At 45.4% G+C, this 17,699-nt stretch carries 21 protein-coding genes; 17 read left to right on the plus strand and 4 right to left on the minus strand.

Going from position 1 to position 17,699, the window contains the following annotated elements:
• Nucleotides 1-10 precede the first annotated feature (10 nt).
• The 17 genes from ACSQ2E_RS01085 (at nucleotide 11) to ACSQ2E_RS01165 (ending at nucleotide 14,621) form a co-directional block, all read left to right on the plus strand.
• Nucleotides 11-448 carry a low molecular weight protein arginine phosphatase gene (locus tag ACSQ2E_RS01085; RefSeq protein ID WP_435988966.1) on the plus strand — a complete coding sequence of 146 codons (438 nt, stop codon included), beginning with the start codon at nucleotides 11-13 and terminating at the stop codon, nucleotides 446-448.
• A gap of 18 nt (nucleotides 449-466) precedes the next feature.
• Nucleotides 467-1,756, plus strand: a complete 1,290-nt coding sequence (locus tag ACSQ2E_RS01090; protein ID WP_435988967.1) for a methyl-accepting chemotaxis protein — start codon at nucleotides 467-469, stop codon at nucleotides 1,754-1,756.
• A gap of 117 nt (nucleotides 1,757-1,873) precedes the next feature.
• On the plus strand, nucleotides 1,874-2,317 hold the full coding sequence (gene rpiB, locus ACSQ2E_RS01095; protein WP_435988968.1) for a ribose 5-phosphate isomerase B: 444 nt from the start codon (nucleotides 1,874-1,876) through the stop codon (nucleotides 2,315-2,317).
• Between the two features lie 12 nt (nucleotides 2,318-2,329).
• The gene (locus ACSQ2E_RS01100) at nucleotides 2,330-2,872 is read left to right on the plus strand and encodes a TIGR01440 family protein (protein ID WP_435988969.1); all 543 of its coding nucleotides are present in this window, start codon (nucleotides 2,330-2,332) and stop codon (nucleotides 2,870-2,872) included.
• Between the two features lie 404 nt (nucleotides 2,873-3,276).
• On the plus strand, nucleotides 3,277-4,518 hold the full coding sequence (glyA, locus tag ACSQ2E_RS01105) for a serine hydroxymethyltransferase (RefSeq protein ID WP_435988970.1): 1,242 nt from the start codon (nucleotides 3,277-3,279) through the stop codon (nucleotides 4,516-4,518).
• Between the two features lie 414 nt (nucleotides 4,519-4,932).
• Nucleotides 4,933-5,562, plus strand: a complete 630-nt coding sequence (gene upp / locus ACSQ2E_RS01110; protein ID WP_435988971.1) for a uracil phosphoribosyltransferase — start codon at nucleotides 4,933-4,935, stop codon at nucleotides 5,560-5,562.
• An 18-nt stretch (nucleotides 5,563-5,580) separates the two neighbouring features.
• The gene (wecB, locus tag ACSQ2E_RS01115) at nucleotides 5,581-6,732 is read left to right on the plus strand and encodes a non-hydrolyzing UDP-N-acetylglucosamine 2-epimerase (RefSeq protein ID WP_435988972.1); all 1,152 of its coding nucleotides are present in this window, start codon (nucleotides 5,581-5,583) and stop codon (nucleotides 6,730-6,732) included.
• Nucleotides 6,733-7,424: 692 nt separating this feature from the next.
• Nucleotides 7,425-7,646: an AtpZ/AtpI family protein gene (locus tag ACSQ2E_RS01120; RefSeq protein ID WP_098438721.1), complete on the plus strand. Its 222-nt coding sequence runs from the start codon at nucleotides 7,425-7,427 to the stop codon at nucleotides 7,644-7,646.
• Nucleotides 7,647-7,652: 6 nt separating this feature from the next.
• A complete protein-coding gene (locus ACSQ2E_RS01125; protein ID WP_229595906.1) occupies nucleotides 7,653-8,027 on the plus strand; it encodes an ATP synthase subunit I in 375 nt (124 codons plus the stop codon).
• A 22-nt stretch (nucleotides 8,028-8,049) separates the two neighbouring features.
• On the plus strand, nucleotides 8,050-8,763 hold the full coding sequence (atpB, locus tag ACSQ2E_RS01130; RefSeq protein WP_034765155.1) for a F0F1 ATP synthase subunit A: 714 nt from the start codon (nucleotides 8,050-8,052) through the stop codon (nucleotides 8,761-8,763).
• A 77-nt stretch (nucleotides 8,764-8,840) separates the two neighbouring features.
• On the plus strand, nucleotides 8,841-9,053 hold the full coding sequence (atpE, locus tag ACSQ2E_RS01135) for a F0F1 ATP synthase subunit C (protein WP_032086923.1): 213 nt from the start codon (nucleotides 8,841-8,843) through the stop codon (nucleotides 9,051-9,053).
• A gap of 141 nt (nucleotides 9,054-9,194) precedes the next feature.
• Nucleotides 9,195-9,722: a F0F1 ATP synthase subunit B gene (gene atpF / locus ACSQ2E_RS01140; RefSeq protein WP_435988973.1), complete on the plus strand. Its 528-nt coding sequence runs from the start codon at nucleotides 9,195-9,197 to the stop codon at nucleotides 9,720-9,722.
• Nucleotides 9,719-10,255 carry a F0F1 ATP synthase subunit delta gene (locus tag ACSQ2E_RS01145; RefSeq protein ID WP_435988974.1) on the plus strand — a complete coding sequence of 179 codons (537 nt, stop codon included), beginning with the start codon at nucleotides 9,719-9,721 and terminating at the stop codon, nucleotides 10,253-10,255. The genes atpF and ACSQ2E_RS01145 overlap by 4 nt, the downstream gene beginning before the upstream one ends.
• A gap of 27 nt (nucleotides 10,256-10,282) precedes the next feature.
• A complete protein-coding gene (gene atpA / locus ACSQ2E_RS01150; RefSeq protein WP_435988975.1) occupies nucleotides 10,283-11,791 on the plus strand; it encodes a F0F1 ATP synthase subunit alpha in 1,509 nt (502 codons plus the stop codon).
• 71 nt (nucleotides 11,792-11,862) lie between these two features.
• A complete protein-coding gene (locus ACSQ2E_RS01155) occupies nucleotides 11,863-12,720 on the plus strand; it encodes a F0F1 ATP synthase subunit gamma (protein WP_435988976.1) in 858 nt (285 codons plus the stop codon).
• Between the two features lie 70 nt (nucleotides 12,721-12,790).
• On the plus strand, nucleotides 12,791-14,194 hold the full coding sequence (gene atpD, locus ACSQ2E_RS01160) for a F0F1 ATP synthase subunit beta (protein ID WP_336201464.1): 1,404 nt from the start codon (nucleotides 12,791-12,793) through the stop codon (nucleotides 14,192-14,194).
• Nucleotides 14,195-14,216: 22 nt separating this feature from the next.
• Nucleotides 14,217-14,621 (plus strand): F0F1 ATP synthase subunit epsilon, encoded by a 405-nt coding sequence (locus tag ACSQ2E_RS01165; protein ID WP_034765168.1) that lies wholly within the window; start codon nucleotides 14,217-14,219, stop codon nucleotides 14,619-14,621.
• A gap of 44 nt (nucleotides 14,622-14,665) precedes the next feature.
• Here the strand turns inward: ACSQ2E_RS01165 and ACSQ2E_RS01170 are convergent, their stop codons facing one another.
• From ACSQ2E_RS01170 to ACSQ2E_RS01185, 4 genes are all read right to left on the minus strand, one after another.
• Entirely contained in the window at nucleotides 14,666-15,337 is a 672-nt protein-coding gene (locus ACSQ2E_RS01170; RefSeq protein WP_435988977.1) for a DUF2642 domain-containing protein, read from the minus strand.
• A gap of 23 nt (nucleotides 15,338-15,360) precedes the next feature.
• Complete coding sequence (locus ACSQ2E_RS01175; RefSeq protein ID WP_435988978.1) at nucleotides 15,361-16,713, minus strand: arsenic transporter; 1,353 nt, start codon at nucleotides 16,711-16,713, stop codon at nucleotides 15,361-15,363.
• Nucleotides 16,703-16,861 carry a hypothetical protein gene (locus tag ACSQ2E_RS01180; RefSeq protein WP_435988979.1) on the minus strand — a complete coding sequence of 53 codons (159 nt, stop codon included), beginning with the start codon at nucleotides 16,859-16,861 and terminating at the stop codon, nucleotides 16,703-16,705. The genes ACSQ2E_RS01175 and ACSQ2E_RS01180 overlap by 11 nt, the downstream gene beginning before the upstream one ends.
• 152 nt (nucleotides 16,862-17,013) lie before the next feature.
• Nucleotides 17,014-17,679, minus strand: a complete 666-nt coding sequence (locus ACSQ2E_RS01185) for a hypothetical protein (RefSeq protein WP_435988980.1) — start codon at nucleotides 17,677-17,679, stop codon at nucleotides 17,014-17,016.
• Nucleotides 17,680-17,699: the final 20 nt, after the last annotated feature.

The following is a 17,699-nucleotide window of genomic DNA, read 5'->3' on the forward strand; positions in this document are numbered from 1 at the left end:
GGATGACGTGATGAATATTTTGTTTGTTTGTACAGGAAATACGTGCCGGAGCCCTATGGCTGAAGCGGTTTTGAAGCATAAAGGGGCAGATAAGTTCGATGTGAAGTCTGCTGGTGTTTTTGCCATGGAGGGAAATGATGCGTCATTTCAGACTAAAGAAGTGCTGAAAGAGAACGATATAATACATAGACATCAATCAAGTTCGCTCTCAAAAGAGAACCTGGATTGGGCTTCCTATATTTTTACGATGACATCGAATCATAAGCGGTCGATTGTGGATCAGTATCCACATGTGGCGGACAAAACTTTTACACTGAAGGAGTTTGTCCTTGAAGATCCAGCTGATTTGGATGTAACGGATCCATATGGTGGAAGTGTGGACCTCTATAGACATACATACAGAGAGTTGGATTCATTGATTGAGGAGTTAATGAAAAAGTTGGGCTAAAGACAGGGAGAGAGAAAGATGGGGAAAGTGAAGAGCTACAAGTCGGGTCTTAGAAAGAAATTGGTCTTCTTTATCACGCTTCTGGCGTTGGTAACGTATACCACAAGTGCCTTTTTTATTTATGTGATCAAACCTGCTTTTGCGCCTGATATGAATGAGCTGTGGTTCACGATCATGACCCTTGGCATGGGTGTATTCTGGTCAGCGGTTCTGGCCTTTTTTGCAGCGGGATTCATCGTCAAACCGCTGCAGCGCTTGGAGCAGGTTGCACTGAAAGCGGCGGAAGGGGACATCGCCATCGAAGTGGATGTACCGAAGTCCGATGACGAAATCCGTTCACTGGCACTGGCGTTCAACCGCATGCTGTATAATTTGCGTGACATGGTATCAAGCATCGATGACAATTTTAACAAAACCAATCGTAATGTCATCGAGCTGTCGAAATCATCGGAAATCGCTTCTACACAAGCGAATTCAATTTCCAAAACGATCAGCGAAATTTCAGCGGGTGCCGAAAGCTCTGCTACGGCGATTCAATCGACGGCTGAATCTGTGGAGGATGTCATCAGGATTGCCCGTGAGGTACAGGATCATTCCAAGTCATCCGAGCATATGTCGAAAAACATGGTGACGGAGCTTCAGGGAAGTAAAGAAGTGATCCATTCCCTTGTTGAAGGCATCAATCGACTGGCAAAAGGGAATGAAGATTCGTTGGACGCCGTGCGCCGACTCGAAGACAACGCGAAAAAAGTGGAACAGATCATTCAATTGGTAGGGGATATCGCGAATCAGACCAATCTTCTCGCCTTGAATGCCTCCATTGAAGCGGCACGTGCCGGGGAACATGGAAAAGGGTTCGCAGTTGTCGCAGAGGAAGTCCGGAAACTTGCCGATGAAAGTGGAAAAGCGGTTCAAGGTATTTCGGAACTGATCAAGAATATCCAGACTGAAGTCGGGAACGTGGTTGGACAGATCACGACCCAGGTTGATTCTGCTAATTCCGAAGCACAAAAAGGAACGCAAACCAATGAAATGATTGAAACCATGACGACAACGATTCATGAAGTGGCGGACGCAGTCCAAAATATCTCGGTCCTCGTCGATCAGCAGATGGACAGCATCCAGCTCACTTCCCAGCAATCACAGGAAGTCGCCGCCATCGCTGAAGAAACATCAGCGGGGGCCATGGAAGTATCGGCTTCCACGAAAGAGCAGGCGGTCGTCATGAATGACGTCGAGAAGCTTGCCCTTAACCTGAAAGAACAGGCAGAAGCACTAAAAAGCACGATTACACGTTTTCATTTATAAAAGATAAGCGGGCATGAGGGACGGACCTCATGCCCGCTTTTTCATGCTGAAAAGCTTTATATAATGAAGAGGATGTGGCAAAATAAACGTATCAAAGGTTATGGGGAGTGGGAGAATATGAAAATAGCGATTGCGTCGGATCACGGCGGAGTGAATATCAGGGAAGAAATCAAGTCATTAATAGAAGAAATGGGTCTTGAATATGAGGATTTCGGCTGTGAATGTGGCACATCCGTCGACTATCCGGACTATGCCGTTCCCGTTGCAGAAAAAGTGGCAAGCGGTGAATTTGACCGGGGGATTCTGATCTGCGGGACGGGAATCGGCATGAGCATCTCGGCTAACAAAGTAAAGGGGATCCGGTGCGCCCTTGTGCATGATGTATTCAGTGCTAAAGCGACCCGCGAACACAATGACAGCAATATGCTTGCCATGGGTGAGCGCGTAATCGGTCCGGGACTGGCACGCGAAATCGCCAAAACGTGGCTTGGAACCCAATTCGAAGGCGGACGCCATGCAAATAGAGTAGGAAAGATCACGGCATACGAAGACAAACAATAAGGAGTGGGTTTCATGGAAATCGCTCAATTGAAAGATGAACTGCAGACGATCCTGCATGATTTCAGCCGTCAGGTTCTGCTAAAAAAAGGACAAGTATTTGTCGTCGGCTGTTCAACCTCTGAAGTAATGGGAGAACGGATCGGCACGGCGGGGACCATTGAAGTGGCGGAAATGATTTATGACGAGTTGAAGGGCTGGGCAGATTCGATTGGGGTTTCGTTGGCATTTCAATGCTGTGAGCACTTGAACCGAGCGCTGGTCCTTGAGCGGGAAGCAGCGGAACGGAAAGGGCTCGATGAAGTCACGGTCGTTCCCGTGCGAAAAGCAGGAGGGGCCATGGCGACAAAAGCCTATCATTCCTTCGACGATCCCGTCATGGTCGAGCACATCAAAGGCGACGCCGGCATCGACATCGGGGACACTTTCATCGGCATGCACCTGAAACACGTAGCCGTCCCGATCCGCGTATCCCAGAAAAGCCTAGGCGAAGCCCACGTCACCCTCGCCAAAACCAGACCAAAACTCATCGGCGGAACCAGGGCCGTATACGAATAGAATTATGGGATAAGGTCCGTTTCTCTTGTTTATGAGGGACGGACCTTTATTTTGGGTTTGCCTCAAAACAGGGTGTCAAACCCGAACGATTAACGGGGACTAGGGGGAGATGATTTCCTTGACGGTGAGTCAGGGTATGGGGGCATGCAGGGAAAAGGATCCCTCGAATTCTTCTGCATTCTATAAAAGTAGTCAAAACGCTACTTAAATGTGATTGGCGAAGGGTTGAAAACTGTTTGTGAACAGTATCACATGAGGTCCGTCCCTCAAATGGGTCTCTAAACACGAACGTTACGTTTTGACTAGAGGTTTTTATTTCGCCTTTTGATGAATCGTGTTAGAATGGGAGTGAATGAATCAATGGGGCGCCGCAAGTTGGGCCTATGAATTAAAGGGGGATATGTATGAGTAAGATTGCCAAGCAAGATCCGGAAATTTATGCAGCGATTCAAGATGAATTAGAGCGTCAACGAACAAAGATCGAATTAATTGCATCTGAAAACTTTGTCAGTGAAGCCGTTATGGAAGCACAAGGCTCGGTTTTGACAAATAAGTATGCAGAGGGGTACCCAGGTCGTCGCTATTATGGTGGCTGTGAGCATGTGGACGTAGCCGAGAATCTGGCCCGCGACCGTGCGAAAGAGCTTTTTGGAGCGGAGCATGCCAATGTTCAGCCTCACTCAGGAGCTCAAGCCAATATGGCAGTCTACTTCACCATCCTTGAACAGGGCGACACGGTTCTTGGAATGAACTTATCTCATGGGGGACATCTGACTCACGGAAGTGCGGTCAACTTCAGTGGAATTCAATATAACTTCGTAGAGTACGGTGTGGATGAAGAAAAGCACCTCATCAACTACGAAGATGTTAGACAAAAAGCATTGGAGCACAAGCCGAAGCTGATCGTAGCGGGGGCAAGTGCGTATCCAAGAGCGATCGATTTCGCGAAATTCCGTGAGATCGCAGACGAAGTGGGAGCTTACCTGATGGTGGATATGGCTCACATCGCCGGTCTTGTAGCGGCTGGACTTCACCAGAACCCGGTTCCGTATGCAGACTTCGTAACGACAACGACTCACAAAACATTGCGCGGACCACGCGGCGGGATGATTCTTTGTAAAGAAGAGTTTGCGAAGAAGATAGACAAGTCTATTTTCCCTGGTCTTCAAGGCGGCCCACTCATGCACGTCATTTCAGCTAAAGCTGTGTCATTCGGTGAAGCTCTGCAGGATTCCTTCAAAGAATATGCACAGAACATCATCGACAATGCGAAACGCTTAGGAGAAGGTTTGGTGAAAGAAGGGATCGATCTTGTATCGGGCGGTTCTGATAACCACCTATTACTGATTGACACTCGTTCATTAGGCTTGACTGGTAAAGTTGCTGAAAAGGTTCTTGATGAGATCGGAATCACCGTTAATAAAAATACGATTCCATTTGATCCGGAAAGCCCATTTGTCACAAGCGGTGTCCGTATCGGAACAGCAGCGGTTACGTCCAGAGGATTCGGACTCGGAGACATGGACGAAATTGCTTCCATCATGGCATTGACATTGAAGCACCATGAAGACGAGGCTAAACTGGAAGAAGCACGCAAGCGCGTGTTGGATTTAACAAGCAAATTTGAATTATATCCTGAAAGATAATCGATGTTGACCTCTTCATTAGGGACGGACGTTCCTGGTGGGGAGGTTTTTTTAGTTGGAGGGGTTCCATATTTTGTTAAAAAACGCAATTGATTAGTAAAATGACGCAATTAACGAAAAAACGACGCAATAAAAATAAAAATGACGCAATTACAACGAAAAATGACGCAATAATCATGAAAACGACGCAATCACCTCCACCCCAAGCCTCCTGGGCAGTACTCACTCAGTCAAAATAAACAAAAACCTCACTGAAGAGATCTATCTCAACTCAAATCTTCTCAATTCTAACGATTCCATTACACTTCCCAACTCATGTTGCTCTTAAATTGTCTTTTATGTACAATAGTCTGAGGTGTAAATGAAGTGGACAAACCATTTTTACATAAAACTGAATTAAAAGGAGAGAGTCGTATGGGCAAAGTATATGTATTTGATCATCCGTTGATCCAACACAAATTGACGTTTATCCGTGATAAAGAAACAGGAACAAAGGAATTTCGTGAGCTGGTAGACGAGGTTGCAACACTGATGGCCTTTGAGATCACACGTGACCTTCCTCTTGAGGATATCGACGTTGAAACGCCGGTAAGCAGCGCTAAAGCGAAAACCCTTGCAGGAAAAAAATTAGGGATCGTCCCTATTTTACGAGCTGGCCTTGGAATGGTCGATGGAATCCTTAAATTGATCCCGGCTGCGAAAGTGGGACATGTCGGGTTATATCGCGACCCTGAGACTCTTAAACCGATTGAATATTACGTGAAGCTTCCAAGTGATGTGGAAGAGCGTGACTTCATCCTGGTTGACCCGATGCTTGCAACGGGGGGATCTGCTGTTGAAGCCATTAACTCATTGAAAAAGCGCGGTGCTGTAAGCATCAAATTCATGTGCCTGGTTGCTTGTCCTGAAGGTGTGGACGCCATCAAAGAAGCGCACCCTGATGTTGATATCTTCATCGCCGCTCTTGATGAGAAGCTGAATGAAAAAGGCTACATCGTTCCTGGACTTGGGGACGCGGGAGATCGTTTGTACGGAACGAAATAAGAAAGGCAGGGAGAAAAAATGACGAATCCAATCAAGGTAATGACGATTTTCGGAACAAGACCGGAAGCCATCAAGATGGCTCCTCTTGTCCTGGAATTGAAGAAATATCCGGAAAGCTTTGAAACGATTGTAACAGTAACAGCTCAGCACCGTGAAATGCTTGATCAGGTATTGAATATTTTTGATATCAAACCTGATTTCGACCTGAACATCATGAAGGACCGCCAAACATTGATTGATGTAACGACACGTGGGTTAGAAGGTCTTGATAAAATCATGAAAGAAGCAAAGCCGGATATTGTTCTTGTACATGGTGATACCACGACAACATTCGTGGCAAGCCTTGCAGCCTTCTACAATCAGATCTCGGTTGGTCATGTAGAAGCAGGCCTAAGAACGTGGAATAAATATTCACCATTCCCTGAGGAGATGAATCGTCAGCTGACAGGTGTCATGGCGGATCTTCATTTTGCTCCAACGGAAAAATCATCCCAGAATCTTCTGAATGAAAGTAAGAAAGAAGAGGGAATCTTCATTACAGGTAACACAGCGATTGATGCGTTAAAAACGACGGTAAAAGACGAGTACCATCATGAGGTATTGGAGAAGGTTGGAGATGATCGGCTAGTTCTACTGACGGCTCACCGACGTGAAAACCTGGGTCAACCGATGCGTAACATGTTCCGTGCCATTAAGCGATTAGTGGAAGAGCATGATGATATCCAGGTTGTCTATCCGGTTCACTTGAACCCGGCCGTTCGTGAAGTCGCGGATGAAGTACTTGGAGACGATAAGCGGATTCATCTGATTGAGCCTTTAGATGTCATTGATTTCCATAACTTCGCCTCCCGTGCACATCTGATTCTGACAGATTCTGGCGGTGTTCAGGAAGAAGCACCTTCGTTAGGAGTTCCGGTTCTGGTCCTTCGCGACACAACCGAGCGTCCGGAAGGGATTGAAGCCGGAACACTGAAGCTTGCAGGTAATGAAGAAGAAAACATCTACAAGCTTGCGAAAGAACTTCTGACAGATCCTGAAGCACACCGCAAAATGTCCAAAGCAACAAACCCATACGGAGACGGACAGGCATCCTACCGAATCACCCAAGCGATCCGCTACCATTTCGGTCACCTGGATAAGCGTCCAAAATCCTTCGATCCGAATGAATGAAACTGAGTAAAGGTCCGTCCCTCTTACAATTTTTGAGGGACGGACCTTTGTTTTTTAATACGCTAGCAATTTGAAATCAGTTGGAAGTATTTACATTAAATTCAAGGGTTACTCAGTAGGGGATTCTTCTATATAATGGAGGGGCATGCGAAGTAGGATATCTATGAATTTGTTAATATATTTCAAAGTTGTGCGTGTGGGGTGGGCAGTCGGATGGGCTTTTCGACGGATCCAGCTCCGGGGGCTTGGGGCTCGAGGTCATAAGTCAAGCCGACCAAAAAGGCAAAGGACGCCTTTCCAGTCCATTCATCTTATGCTTGTCGCCTCTGCCCAACCCGCCTCCGCTTTTCGAGATCCAGCTCCGGCGGGTAGTCCCTCGAGGTCACAACTGAAAAATCCCAAAAGGCAAAAAGCGCCTTTAGGGATTTCCCAGTTGTGCTTGTCGGGCCTGCCCAACCCGCCTCCGCTTTTCTGGTAATTGTGTTGAAAATGTGAACAATCTGGAAACGCGTGGATAGGTTGTGAACTTTTTAACTTGAACGCATTGACATAGATTAAGCCCTATTGTATGCTTACAAAGGATGTAAAATGATAAGGTTTTCACAATGCGGAAACCCTTATGCAATCGGTTTTACATCATGTCTGAAATGCTTGCCTCATGTTCAAATTTCGTTTGAATGGGAGAGGTTGAAATGGGTCAAAAAAACGAAAGCCCATATAAAGCGATGGCGATTTATTCTGCCATTCTAGCACAGCTTGTCGGGTCTATCTTAGTCGGGATTTTCCTGGGGAGATGGATTGATCAGCAGGTTGATTCAGCACCACTCTTTTTAATCATCGGTTTGCTCCTCGGCCTTGCCGCAGGGATTTATGCGATGCTTCGAACAGTACGACATTTCTTCTTAGGAGAATAATAAGATATGCCGGAACTCCATCAAATGTTTAATAGACAGCGGAAATACATAATTTACGTGCTTTCTATTTACGTCCTGGGTTGGGGATTCACCACCCACAAATCAGTATTCTTAGGGTTAATTTTAGGGACAGTTTTAAGTCTTTATATGCACTGGGGCATGACCAAGCGGGTCTCGAAGTTCGGGGACGCCGTGGTAGAGGGAAAAAAAGTGAGATCACTAGGAACCACTTCCCGTATGGCCGCAGCCGCCCTTGGAGTCATCATTGCCACACGATTTCCAGAAACATTTCATCTCCTAAGTCTTATTATTGGATTAATGACGACCTATATTGTCATTATGATAGATTATTTTTTCAGCAGCTTCAAAACTAATAAATAGCGGGGAAGAGAGGTGAAGTATTTTGAATCATGGAGCACCTACAGCCCATTTTCTGGGTTTGACTTTTAACCTTGCGAACGTTTTGATGATCACGGTCGCAACGGCCATAGTGTTTATTATTGCCCTCTTATCTACACGTCGCTTAGCCCTGAAGCCTACCGGTATGCAGAACTTTTTCGAGTGGGTGATGGACTTCGTCAAGGGGATCATTAAGAGCAACATGGACTGGAAGACGGGTGGCCGTTTTCATATCTTAGGTCTCACGATTATCATGTATATTTTTGTATCGAATATGCTGGGTCTGCCATTCTCTGTCGTGTATGACGGCGAATTATGGTGGAAATCGCCTACAGCCGATCCTGCCATCACGATGACCCTGGCGGTTATGGTCGTGGTACTATCCCATTTCTATGGAATCAGGTTGAAAGGGTTTGGCGAATATGGGAAAGACTTTTTCAAACCTATGTGGTGGTTATTCCCGCTAAAAATCATTGAAGAGTTTGCAAACACTCTTACATTGGGTCTTCGACTTTACGGTAACATCTATGCCGGTGAAATCCTGCTTGCACTACTTGCGGGTCTTGCCGTTAACGGTGGTATCGGAGGAACGATCGGAGCAATCGCACCAATGCTTGCTTGGCAAGGATTCTCGGTATTTGTCGGATCGATCCAGGCGTTCATTTTCTGTATGTTAACAATGGTTTATATGGCTCACAAAGTTAGCCACGACCATTAATATATACCTGTTCATTACGGTGGACAAACATATATGTAAAAAATATTTTTCTTATACATTAAAGGAGGAACTTTAGAATGAGTCTTATCGCAGCAGCAATTGCAGTTGGTTTAGCAGCACTAGGAGCAGGTATTGGTAACGGTCTTATCGTAGGTCGTACAGTAGAAGGAATTGCACGTCAACCGGAATTACGTGGTACTTTACAAACAACAATGTTCATCGGTATCGCATTAGTTGAGGCACTTCCAATCATCGGTGTAGTTATCGCTTTCATCGCACTGGGAAGCTAATAAAACGGACAGGTTGAATGGCGAAGTTCGTCTTGACGATTATCTTCGCCATTCCTATGTATTAGAGAATAGATTCTTTGCAAGAACGGTTCATTTATAAAAAATACGATCCAATCGATTCTTGAAGGGAGTGAATCGAGTATGTTTACTAACGCATTCGTTATAGGTGAGGCAGCAGGTCACGGCGGCCTTAACACAGGGGATATTGTCTTTCAGCTGATTATGTTCCTGGTCCTTATGGCGCTACTAAAGAAATTCGCCTGGGGTCCATTAATGGGAATCATGCAGCAGCGTGAAGACCACATCGCCGGTGAAATCACGGCAGCCGAAAAGAGCCGCACTGAGGCAAATAATATTTTAGAAGAGCAAAAGAAACTTCTGAAAGAAGCTCGTCTTGAAGCTCAAACAATGATTGAAAACTCTAAGAAACAAGGTTCTGAACAACGTGAAGAGATTATCGCAACTGCTCGTCAAGAGGCAGAGAGATTGAAAGAATCTGCAAAGCGCGAAATCGAAACTCAAAAAGAACAAGCTGTTGCAGCACTACAGAAACAGGTTGCATCTTTATCAGTACTTATTGCTTCTAAGGTCATTGAGAAAGAACTTTCTGCTGATGATCAACAGAAGTTAATTAACGATTATATTCAAGAGGTAGGGGAAGAGCGATGAGCTACTCTACAGTTGCAAAACGCTATGCGTTAGCTCTTTTCGAGATTGCCCAGGATCATAATCAGCTTGAAGGAATCGAAGGAGAGCTGCGTACAGTGAGAGCGGTTTTCCTTGAGAACACCGAATTAGCGGTTCTCTTTGAAAATCCTAAGCTTACGTTAAATAAGAAGAAGTCATTGATTCAGGAAGCATTTTCCACGGCTTCCCCTTATGTCTTGAACACATTGATGCTGATGACGGACCGTCACCGTACGGGCGAGATCACAGGGATGGTTGAGGCATTCATCGAATTGACAAACGAAGCACGCGGGATTGCAGATGCGACAGTGTATTCTGTACGTCCTTTAACAGAAGATGAGCAAACAGCATTGTCGTCTTCTTTTGCTAAAAAAGTCGGAAAACAATCATTAAGAATTACCAATGTGACAGACGAAAATTTACTGGGCGGCATCAAGGTCCAAATCGGGACCCGCATCTATGATGGAAGCCTGCAAGGTAAATTGACTCGTCTTGAGCGTGAACTAATTCGTTAACTTTCGTATAAATGAGGGGTGAAATTCATGAGCATCAAGGCGGAAGAAATCAGCGCGCTGATAAAAAAGCAAATTGAAAACTATCAGTCTGAGATGAAAGTAAGCGACGTAGGTACAGTTATCCAAATCGGTGACGGTATCGCTCGTGCTCATGGCCTCGACAATGTCATGGCTGGAGAGCTTGTTGAATTTTCTAACGGTGTCATGGGTATGGCACAGAACTTAGAAGAAAACAACGTTGGTATCATCATTCTCGGACCATATACTGACATTCGTGAAGGCGATGAGGTTCGTCGTACTGGACGTATCATGGAAGTACCAGTAGGACAAGAACTAGTTGGTCGTGTAGTAAACTCACTTGGACAACCCGTTGATGGATTGGGTCCAATTGCAACAACAAAAACGCGTCCGATTGAAAGTGGGGCACCTGGTGTCATGGATCGTAAATCCGTACACGAGCCACTTCAAACGGGTATCAAAGCGATCGATGCGTTAGTTCCAATCGGTCGTGGACAACGTGAATTAATCATCGGTGACCGTCAAACAGGTAAAACATCTGTTGCCATCGATGCGATTCTGAACCAAAAAGACCAGGACATGGTATGTATCTACGTTGCCATCGGTCAAAAAGAATCAACAGTACGTAACGCGGTAGAAACATTGCGTAAGCACGGTGCATTAGATTACACAATCGTTGTAACGGCATCAGCTGCTTCACCGGCTCCGATGCTATTCTTAGCACCATACGCCGGTATCACAATGGCTGAAGAATTCATGCACAGTGGCAAGCACGTTCTTGTCGTGTACGATGATCTTTCCAAGCAGGCTTCTGCTTACCGTGAGCTTTCCCTATTATTACGTCGTCCTCCAGGCCGTGAAGCATTCCCTGGTGACGTATTCTACTTGCACTCTCGTCTACTTGAGCGTGCGGCGAAATTGAGTGATGCAAAAGGTGGAGGTTCCATCACGGCATTACCATTCGTTGAAACACAAGCAGGAGATATCTCCGCTTATATCCCGACAAACGTTATCTCCATCACGGACGGACAGATTTTCTTACAATCTGACCTATTCTTCTCCGGTGTACGTCCGGCGATCAATGCAGGTCTTTCCGTATCACGTGTTGGTGGATCCGCACAAATCAAAGCAATGAAGAAGGTTTCCGGTACGCTTCGTCTTGACTTAGCCGCTTACCGTGAACTAGAAGCATTCGCTCAGTTCGGATCGGATCTTGATAAAGTGACACAGGCGAAACTGAATCGTGGTGCGCGTACAGTAGAAGTACTGAAGCAGGATCTTAACAAACCACTTAAAGTTGAAAAACAAGTCATGATCTTCTATGCACTGATTAAAGGTCATTTAGATGATATTCCAGTTGTAGATATCCGTCGTTTCGAGTCTGAACTTCTAAGCTGGTTAGATCACAACCATACTGAACTGTTAGACCATATTCGTACGACTAAAGGTCTTCCTGAAGATGATGCAATGAAAACCGCGATCAATGAATTCAAGAAGACATTCATCAAGTCTGAATAAGGGAATATAGGGGGAAGGGCTTATAAGCCTGCTCCCTATACTTAACAATATGTAAAGGGTGGTGAGAACCAGTGGCATCGTTACGCGATATACAAACTCGTATTACTTCTACCAAAAAGACAAGTCAAATCACCAAAGCAATGGAAATGGTATCGGCTTCTAAATTGAATCGTGCGGAGACGAATGCTAAGTCATTCGTACCTTACATGAATAAAATTTCTGAAGTGGTGACATCCGTTGCAGCGGGCAGTCAAGGTGTGAGGAATCCGATGCTAGTCTCCCGCCCCGTTAAAAGAACCGGGTATCTGGTCATTACATCAGACCGTGGTTTGGCGGGGGCATATAACAGCAGTGTAATCCGTGCTGTTAGCAATCGAATTAAAGAGCGTCACAGCTCAAATGATGAATTTGCCATTATTGCTCTGGGCCGTGTCGGTGCTGATTTCTTCCGTAAAAAAGGCTTTAATGTCCTTGAGTCGGTAACGGGTCTTCCGGATCAACCGAATTTCGCAGACATTAAAGATATCGCAAACAAAGCGGTGGGTATGTTCTCTGCAGAGGCATACGATGAACTGTATATGTTCTACAACCACTATGTAAGTGCGATCCAACAGGATGTTACGGAGAAAAAAGTGTTACCATTAACGGATCTGACTCCTTCAGGAAAGCTTGCTTCATATGAATTCGAGCCTTCTGCAGAGGAAATCCTTGAGGTATTGCTTCCTCAATACGCTGAAAGCCTGATTTTCGGGGCTCTCCTTGACGGGAAAGCAAGTGAGCACGCCGCCCGTATGACAGCGATGAGAAATGCAACCGATAATGCAAAAGAAATCATCGGTGACCTTACACTGAAATTTAACCGTGCGCGTCAAGCAGCGATCACTCAGGAAATCACGGAGATCGTCGGCGGGGCAGCGGCACTCGAATAGAACATTAACGGTATTTAAACCGTTTATACTTCATAAAGTTTTTGTCAAAAGCTAGTTAGGAGGGAAAGAGATGAACAAAGGACACGTTCTTCAAGTAATGGGTCCAGTTGTTGACGTCAAGTTCGCCAGCGGGCAACTTCCTGATATCTACAACTCTTTAAAGATCCAAATTGCAGATAGAGCTGAACTTACATTAGAGGTTGCCCTTCACCTAGGTGATGATTCTGTACGTACGATCGCAATGGCATCTACGGATGGTTTACAACGTGGAGCCGAAGTACTCGATACAGGAGCACCAATCTCTGTACCAGTAGGGGATGTAACGTTAGGTCGTGTATTCAACGTTCTGGGTGAATCAATCGATTTAGACGAGCCTCTAGCAGCAGGTATCCGTCGTGATCCGATTCACAGACAGGCACCTACATTCGATCAACTTTCTACAGAAGTTGAGATTCTTGAAACAGGTATCAAAGTAGTAGACTTACTTGCTCCATACATCAAGGGTGGTAAGATCGGTCTATTCGGTGGTGCCGGTGTTGGTAAAACCGTATTAATCCAGGAGCTTATCAATAACATCGCCCAAGAGCACGGTGGTATCTCTGTATTCGCCGGTGTTGGAGAGCGTACTCGTGAAGGAAATGACCTTTACCACGAGATGAGCGATTCTGGCGTTATCAAGAAAACAGCGATGGTATTCGGACAAATGAACGAGCCGCCTGGTGCGCGTATGCGTGTTGCCTTGACGGGTCTTACAATGGCTGAATACTTCCGTGATGAGCAAGGTCAAGACGTACTTCTGTTCATCGATAATATCTTCCGTTTCACACAAGCAGGTTCAGAGGTTTCTGCCCTACTAGGCCGTATGCCATCTGCCGTTGGTTACCAGCCGACACTTGCGACTGAAATGGGTCAACTGCAAGAGCGTATCACGTCAACAAACGTAGGTTCTGTAACATCGATCCAAGCGATCTATGTACCTGCCGATGACTACACGGATCCGGCTCCTGCAACAACTTTCGCTCACTTGGATGCAACAACGAACCTTGAGCGTAAGCTTTCTGAAATGGGTATCTATCCTGCGGTAGATCCATTGGCATCGACTTCCCGTGCTCTTTCTCCAGAGATCGTTGGAGAAGAACACTACAATGTTGCACGTAACGTTCAACAGACGTTACAGCGGTATAAAGAACTTCAAGATATCATCGCGATCCTTGGTATGGATGAGCTTTCTGATGATGATAAGCTGACAGTACAACGCGCACGCCGCGTACAGTTCTTCTTATCTCAAAACTTCCACGTTGCAGAACAGTTCACCGGCCAAAAAGGTTCTTACGTAGAAGTGAAGGACACAGTTAAAGGCTTCGTTGATATTCTTGCAGGTAAATACGACCACATTCCAGAAGATGCATTCCGTCTTGTAGGTCCGATCGAGGACGTACTGGCTGCAGCTAAAGAAATGGGCGTAGAGGTATAATTAGGGACCAGGAGGGAAGAAAATGAAGACATTAAAAGTCAATATTGTCACTCCCGATGGCCCAGTGTACGATTCAGAAGTGGAAATGGTGAGCACGAAAGCTCAAAGCGGTGAGCTTGGAATCTTACCTGGACACATTCCGATGGTTGCTCCACTACAAATCGGTGCGGTTCGCCTGAAAAAAGGTGGCAACACTGAGCTTGTAGCTGTCAGTGGCGGATTCTTAGAAGTACGTCCTGAACAAGTGACAATTCTAGCACAGTCTGCTGAAACAGCAGAAGCTATCGATGTACAACGCGCGAAAGAAGCAAAAGGCCGTGCTGAAGACCGCATGCAGGCACAACAGGACGACGTAGACTTCCGTCGTGCCGAACTCGCTCTGAAGCGTGCCATGAACAGAATTAACGTTTCCGAACGTAATTTCTAATAACGAAGAAACCACCTTTCCTTTGGAGAGGTGGTTTCTTTTTTTTATGGCAAATGGACGGTTTGAATATGCTGCATATTCAAGTAGGTCGATTCGCCCTTGGCTGTGATCAATTCCATGATATTATCTGACACTCTCTCGATCTTGCCTATCATTTCTTCCTGGACTCCAAGGTTCAAGACTACGAGGTGACCGCTCAATTTTTCAAGTTGAACCTCGAAGCTTCTGGCCAGTGTGATGGAGTTCGACGGATTAACAGGCAGATTTTCCTTGCTCAAGCGGTAGGGAGAAAGATTGGTAGAATAGGGGATGAGCCATTTTAAATGTTGCAGGGAGATGAACATCGTTTTGTAAACGGGGGAGTAGAATGCGAAGTAATTGTTCATGATCCCTGTTATATAACCGTGTATCGGCTGATTGCCCGTTGTGTAGATTTCTAGGAATACCCCCTTGGCCGTGGTCAGGATTTTTCGCAGGGATAATTGATCTTCCTGTTCGAGCTGTGGACTCACAGACGGTTCATCGATCCCGATGGAGTCTTTCGATACAACCGACATGTTTTTAATATGAGAAGTGGAGATATAAATATAGTCGACTCCGTTATAGACGATCAGGACCTCGCTGCCCACCTCGATCAAATATCCATTAATGGTTTTTTTTCCGGTCAGTTCGATGATGACTGCTTCACCGGTAAATGCAGAATAAACATTTTTCATAAGCTTTGACACTCCTTCCTAGTTTAAAATAACCACTCTATCCAAAGGTACAAACTGTATAATCCGACTAATAGGCTGACTGGGACAACGAATATGGTCACCCTCAGATAGCGGCTCCAGGAAATGGTGATTCCGTGGGTCTTTAAGATGAACATCCAGATCAATGTGGCAAGCGTGCCCACTGGTGTCAATAAAGCACCAATGTCACTCCCCATCACGTTGGCTAAATAAGCGATCTGCAAAATGTGGGGGTCCAGTCCCATCTCCGTAATGGATAAGGTGCCGATCATCACAGCCGGCAGATTGTTAAAGAGATTGGAAATCACGGTAAGAAAAATTCCCATCAAGATACTGGCATTGAAGGGCTGTCCGACAATATGATCCCTGAATTGATCAACGATGAAGTCGCTTAACCCGACATTTTTCAATCCATACACCAGCACGTACATATTGAAAGCGAACAATAGAACATGCCAAGGCGTCTTTCGGATAATATCCACGACCCCCATCCTGGTCCGGATGTACCTGAGGAAGATTATGAACACGGCCCCGACCATACCGATGATTTCAAGTGGTACGCCAAAAGGGGTCAGGGCAAAAAAGGCGGCCCGGGTGAGAACGACGATCAGCAAACAATACTTGATCAGGGTAAAATCGATTTCTTTCTTCTGCTCATTCGAGGAAAGAGGATGGGAGTAAGAGTAGGCTTGGGCATCTTTTTTCCAATTGATCGAGACATCCAGGATTCTTTTCGGGATTGATTTGCGGAAGTAGAGGTAGAGCAGATAAGCGATGACGAGGATGGCGACCATGGAAGGCACAAACATCATCTGAACGTAGTCCTGCAAGGTGAGACCGACGATTTTCAGGGCTATGAGATTTGAAATATTGCTGACGGCGATGGGCGCACTGGCTGCAGTGGCAATAAGGGCACCTGATAGAAGATAGGGGATTTTCTGATGGTTCTTGAGCTTCAATAGGGAAGTCATATGGATGATGATCGGAGTGGTGATGAGGATGCTGCCGTCGTTATTAAAGAACATGGTCATCATAAAACATAATATCATCACATAGATATACAGCCTGAGCCCCGACCCCCTCGACCTGTTGACGATATTCACGGCCACCACCCGGAAGAAACCAATACTCTCAAGGACGATGGACATCATAATCGTCGATAATATGGTAAGAGCCGCCCCGCTCACAATATCCACGATGGTAAACACATCGCTGAAGGGAACGATTCCTATAAGAAGAACGATGGCAGCCCCGATGGATGTAGGGATGGTTTCATTGATCCCGAACGGTCTCCATAACATGACGATGATGGTAAGGGAGAAAATGATCGTCATAAACCAAAACATATTATCGGGCATGTGATTTCGCCTCATTTGTGATAGAAGAAGGCGAAGCATCTAAATGCTCAAAGAGTGGATGTTTGTCCACCTTTTTAGAAATAGCGGGTTTAATAAAAAGAAGATGAAAGATACTTCCCAAAAGTACAAAATAGATGATCAAGAACATGATCATTCCTCCTTTCAAATCGCAATCCTTTATGAATCACCCCAGCATCTTCTTCAACTGCAACAATCAATCAGGAGGATGCTGAGATTTTTCATGAATATCATTAGCCTGTTCATCCGTTATGACCAACTTTTACTCAGATTCTGCCGTCTTTACTTGGAGGTTCTCTTTTTTGAGGAAGGGGATTTTGCCCCTTCAAGTTCATCGTAATAGAAAGCAGGCTGTTGTTTTTTCTTCGTATTTTTAGAGGAGGATTTTGTAGAAGATTGGTTTTTAGAACGTTGCTGTGATGATTTTTGGTTTGAATTGCTCTTGTTGGATGATTCCTGGTTCTTTGAAGAGTCTTGTTTCTGTGAGGAACTATCTTTACTGGATGAGTTGTCTTGACTATCCGAAGTCGTTTTCTTTGTTCCGTCATAAATGTTCAGAACGGAGGCATGCTGCAGATACACCCTGTCCTTCCCCTGGGTCAACACGATGTGGTCTTCTTCCACGGCTGAAAGGATCCCTGAGTAGGAAGCCTTTCCGGATCCATTGATCGTCACCCAGCTGAGTAAGCTCTGGGACAAAACATCGGACATTTTTTCACCCTTCAGGTGGTCGTCCGTAATAGGCAACGCTTCTACATCCTTGGAATTCTTCGTGACTGCCTGGATTTGTGAAATCGGGTAATATAATGTTTCGTTTTGACTGGAGTAGACCGTCAGATAATCCGTACTGACCTCCGCTAATTGACCTGACAGTTTTGTACCGTCATTGAGAATGATATTGACCTGATAACCTGTTAATCCCTTTAATGAATCGGTGAAATTACTCATTCATGATTCTCCTTTCTTGA

The organism is Rossellomorea sp. LjRoot5 (assembly GCF_964253455.1).
GTDB lineage: Bacteria > Bacillota > Bacilli > Bacillales > Bacillaceae_B > Rossellomorea.